The sequence below is a fragment of the Streptomyces sp. NPDC040545 genome (assembly GCF_055595065.1).
Genome location: NZ_JBVIWA010000052.1, coordinates 1 through 4611, shown reverse-complemented (window position 1 = coordinate 4611; position 4611 = coordinate 1). Strand labels below are relative to the sequence as shown.

General features: G+C 74.3%; 1 protein-coding gene. It reads left to right on the top strand.

Translation table 11 applies throughout. From position 1 onward, the window contains the following. A partial coding sequence (locus tag ACZ573_RS38305; RefSeq protein ID WP_471313555.1) for a type I polyketide synthase occupies window positions 1-4611 on the top strand: 4611 nt, incomplete at both ends.

Genomic DNA, 4611 nt, shown 5'->3' with positions numbered 1-4611 from the left:
TTCGTGGAGCTGGGTCCGGACGCGGTGCTGTCCGCGCTGGGCCAGGCGAGCGTCTCGGGTGAAGGCGCGGTGTTCGTTCCGCTGATGCAGAAGGGACGGGCCGAGAATGAGAGGCTTGCCGCGGCTGTCGGCGCGCTCCATGTCAGCGGTGTTCGTCTGGATTGGGGCGCATACTTCACCGCGCTGGGCCGCAGCCCTCGGCGGGTCCACCTCCCGACCTACGCCTTCCAGCGTCGTTCCTACTGGCTCACCCCCACCACCGGCACGGACGCGGCCTCGGTCGGACTGAGCGCCGCCGGCCACCCCATGCTCGGCGCGGCCCTCAGCCTCCCCGACACCGACGGCATGCTGCTGACCGGCCGACTGTCGGTCCACGACCTGCCCTGGCTGGCCGACCACGTGGTCCAGGGCACGGTGCTGCTGCCGGGTACGGCCTTCGTCGAGCTCGCCCACCGCTCCGGCGACCGGGTCGGCTGCCCCCTGGTGGAGGAGCTGACCCTGGAGGCCCCCCTGGTCCTGCCCGAGGGCGGCGCCGTGTCCCTCCAGGCGTTCGTCGACGCCCCCGACACCTCGGGCCGCCGCAGGGTGGCGCTCTACTCCTGCCCCGAGGGCGACGCCGCCGAGGACGAGTGGACGCGCCACGCCACGGGCCTGCTCAGCCCCACCGGCACGGGACAGCCCCCCTTCGACCTCACCCAGTGGCCCCCGGCGGGAGCCGAGGCCATCGGGCTCGACGGGCACTACACGGAGCTGGCCGCCGCCGGACTGGCCTACGGGCCCGTGTTCCAGGGCCTCATGACGGCGTGGAAGCGCGGCGAGGAGATCTTCGCCGAGGTCGCGCTCCCCGAGGAGGCGTTGGCCGACGCGGCGGCGTACGGGGTGCACCCCGCGCTGATGGACTCGGCGCTGCACGCCGTCGCGCTCCTGGACACCTCGACCACGACAGGGCTCCAACTTCCCTTCCTGTGGAGCGGCCTGTCCCAATGGGCGAGCGGCGCCACGACGCTGCGCGTACGGATCACCCCCACGGGTCCGGACACGATCGCCCTGGAGCTCGCCGACGCGACCGGTGCGGCGGTCGCGTCGGCGGACTCCCTGCTCGTCCGGGAGGTCGGCGCCGACCAGCTCGGCACGGTCGGTGCGACACACCGCCAGGCGCTCTACCAGGTGGACTGGGTCCCGGCCCCGGCCGGACCGGCCGCCCCGGGACGCGCGGCGCTGCTCGGCGACGAGGACCCGTACGGTCTGGCCCCTCACCTCGGGGCGCCGGACGACACCGGCCCGGCCGGAACCTTCCTGTACTGCGTCCCGGAGCCCGCGCGGTCCGCGCCCGGCCCGGAGGCCGCGCACCTGGCGGCGCGCACCGTACTGGCGGTGCTCCAGGAGTGGCTGGACGACGAACAGCGGGCCGAGGAACGGCTGGTGGTCGTGACCCGCGGCGCCATGGCGGCGGCGGAGACCGACGAGGTCGCACTCGCCCACGCGCCGGTCTGGGGCCTGGTCCGCGCCGCGCAGAGCGAGCACCCGGGACGTCTGGTCCTCCTCGACATCGACGGCGAGGAGAGCTCCCGGCGGGCGCTGGGCGCGGCCCTCACCGCCTCGTCCCGTGCGGACGACCCCGAGCCCGAACTCGCCCTCCGGGACGGGGAACTGTACGTACCCCGCCTGGCGCGTGCCGCGGAGACGCCCCCCGCGTCCGGCGAGCCTCTCGCGTCCGGCACCGTACTGATCACCGGAGGCACCGGAAACCTCGGCGCCCTCGTGGCCCGGCACCTGGTCTCCGCCCACGGCGTGCGCGACCTCGTCCTGACGAGCCGACGCGGCCTGGACGCACCGGGCGCCTGCGAGCTGGTGGCAGAACTGTCCGGGCTCGGCGCCACGGTGTCCGTGCCCGCCGGTGACATCGGCGACCGCGAGTTCCTCGCCGGGGTACTGGCCGCCATCGACCCCGGCCGCCCGCTCACCGCCGTCGTACACGCGGCGGGCGTACTCGACGACAGCCTGTTCGGGGGACTCACTCCCGCACGACTGGACGCCGTACTGCGTCCGAAGGCGGACGCGGCCTGGCACCTGCACGAACTGACGGAGCACACCGGGGCCGCCCTGGTCCTCTTCTCCTCGCTGGCGGGCACCCTCGGCTCGGCCGGGCAGGGCAACTACGCGGCCGCGAACAGCTATCTCGACGCCCTGAGCCACCACCGCCGCACGCGGGGCCTGCCCGCCGTGTCGCTGGCCTGGGGCCTGTGGGAGCAGGACGGGGGCCTGGCCGGGACGCTGAACGCCGCGGATCTGCAGCGCATGAACCGGTCCGGTGTCCGCCCCCTGACGGCGGACGAGGGGCTGGCGCTCCTCGACGCCGGCCTGGCGTCGGCCCGTGCCGTGCTGGTGCCGGTACGGCTGGACCCGGCGGCCCTGCGCGCAGGCGCCGGGGCCGACGACGTACCGGCCCTCCTGCGCGGTCTCGTACGGCGATCCGCGACGGCCGGGCGCCGGGCGGCGGCCGCCGGCGGCGGTGGCGGCGCCCTCGCGGAACGGCTCGCGGCGATGGACGCGGCCGGCCGTGAGCGGTTCCTGCTCGACCTGGTCCGCTCGCACGCGGCCGGGGTCCTCGGCCACGACAGCAGTGTTTCCGTCGCAGCCGACCGGGCCTTCAGCGACCTGGGCTTCGACTCCCTGTCCGCGCTGGAGTTCCGCAATCAGCTCGGCTCGGCCACCGGGGTGAGGCTCCCCGCGACACTGATCTTCGACCACCCCACCTCGCTGTCGGTGGCCCGCCTGCTGGCGGACGGTCTTCTCGGCGCGGCGGCCGGTGCGACCGCCGTGCCGACGACGGCCGGGGTGCCGGAGACGGGCGGGGACGACGAGCCCGTCGCCATCGTCGCGATGACCTGCCGTTACCCCGGAGGCGTCACCTCCCCCGAGGAGCTGTGGCAGCTCGTCGTCGACGGAGCCGACGGCATCACCCCCTTCCCGAAGGACCGGGGCTGGGACACGGCCGGGCTGTACGACCCGACCGGCGAGCGCCCCGGCACGAGCTACGTGCGCGAGGGCGGATTCCTGCTGGACGCGGCCGAGTTCGACCCCGCGTTCTTCCGGATCAGCCCGCGCGAGGCCATGGCGATGGACCCGCAGCAGCGGCTGCTGCTGGAGACCTCTTGGGAGGTGTTCGAGCGCGCGGGGATCGACCCGCACACGCTCAGGGGCAGCCGGACCGGCGTGTTCGCCGGCGTCATGTACCACGACTGGGGCCGCCAGGGCGATGTCCCCGAGGACATCGCCGGGTACATCGGCAGCGGCAGCATGGGCAGTGTCGTCTCGGGCCGGGTCGCCTACACGCTGGGTCTGGAGGGTCCGGCCGTCACGGTCGACACGGCCTGCTCCTCCTCGCTGGTCGCCCTGCACTGGGCGGTCCAGGCGCTGCGGCGCGGGGACTGCTCCCTCGCCCTCGCGGGCGGAGTCACCGTGATGCCGGACCCCAGCTCCTTCGTGGACTTCAGCCGCCAGCAGGGACTGGCCCGTGACGGCCGCTGCAAGCCCTTCGCGGCGGCGGCGGACGGCACCGGCTGGTCCGAAGGCGTCGGCGTGCTGCTCCTGGAGCGCCTGTCGGACGCCCGGGCCCGGGGGCACGAGGTGCTGGCGGTGATCCGGGGCAGTGCCGTGAACCAGGACGGTGCCAGCAACGGCCTGACCGCGCCGAACGGGCCCGCGCAGCAGCGGGTGATCCGGCAGGCGCTGGAGTCGGCGGGGCTGACGACGGCCGATGTGGACGTGGTGGAGGCGCACGGTACGGGTACGACGCTGGGTGACCCGATCGAGGCGCAGGCGCTGTTGGCTACTTACGGTCAGGGCCGGCCGGACGGCAGTCCGCTGTGGCTGGGCTCGCTGAAGTCGAACATCGGGCACACGCAGGCCGCTGCGGGTGTGGCGGGTGTGATCAAGATGGTCCAGGCGATGCGCCACGGGACGCTGCCCAGGACCCTGCACGTGGACGAGCCCTCCCCGCACGTCGACTGGTCGGCCGGCTCGGTCGCCCTCCTTACCGAGGAGCGTGCGTGGCCCGCGGCGGAGCGCCCGCGCCGGGCGGCCGTCTCCTCCTTCGGACTGAGCGGTACGAACGCCCACGTGATCCTGGAGGCTCCCGCACCCGAGCCGGAAGCGGAGCCGGCCGGTGGACCCGCTCCGGCCGTACGGCGCGCACTGCCGTGGCTGGTCTCGGCACAGAGCGCCGAAGGCCTGTCCGCCCAGGCCGCGAAGCTGCGTTCGTTCGTCGAGGCCGATCCCTCGCTGGACCCCTTCGACGTGGCCCACTCGTTGGCCGTCACCAGGGCGGCGCTGGAACACCGGGCCGTGATCGTCGGCGACGACCGGGAGGAACTTTTCGCGGGACTGGCCGCCGTGGCGGAAGCCAGGCCTGATTCCGGACTCGTGCGCGGCACCGTCGCCGAGGGCAGGACCGCGTTCCTGTTCTCGGGGCAGGGGTCGCAGCGGGTGGGGATGGGTCGTGAACTGGCTTGTCTGTTCCCGGTGTTCGCGGATGCGTTCGGTGTGGTGGTGGGGGAGCTGGACCGGCATCTGGGTGTGGCGGGTCTGCGTCCGCTGGCCGAGGTGATC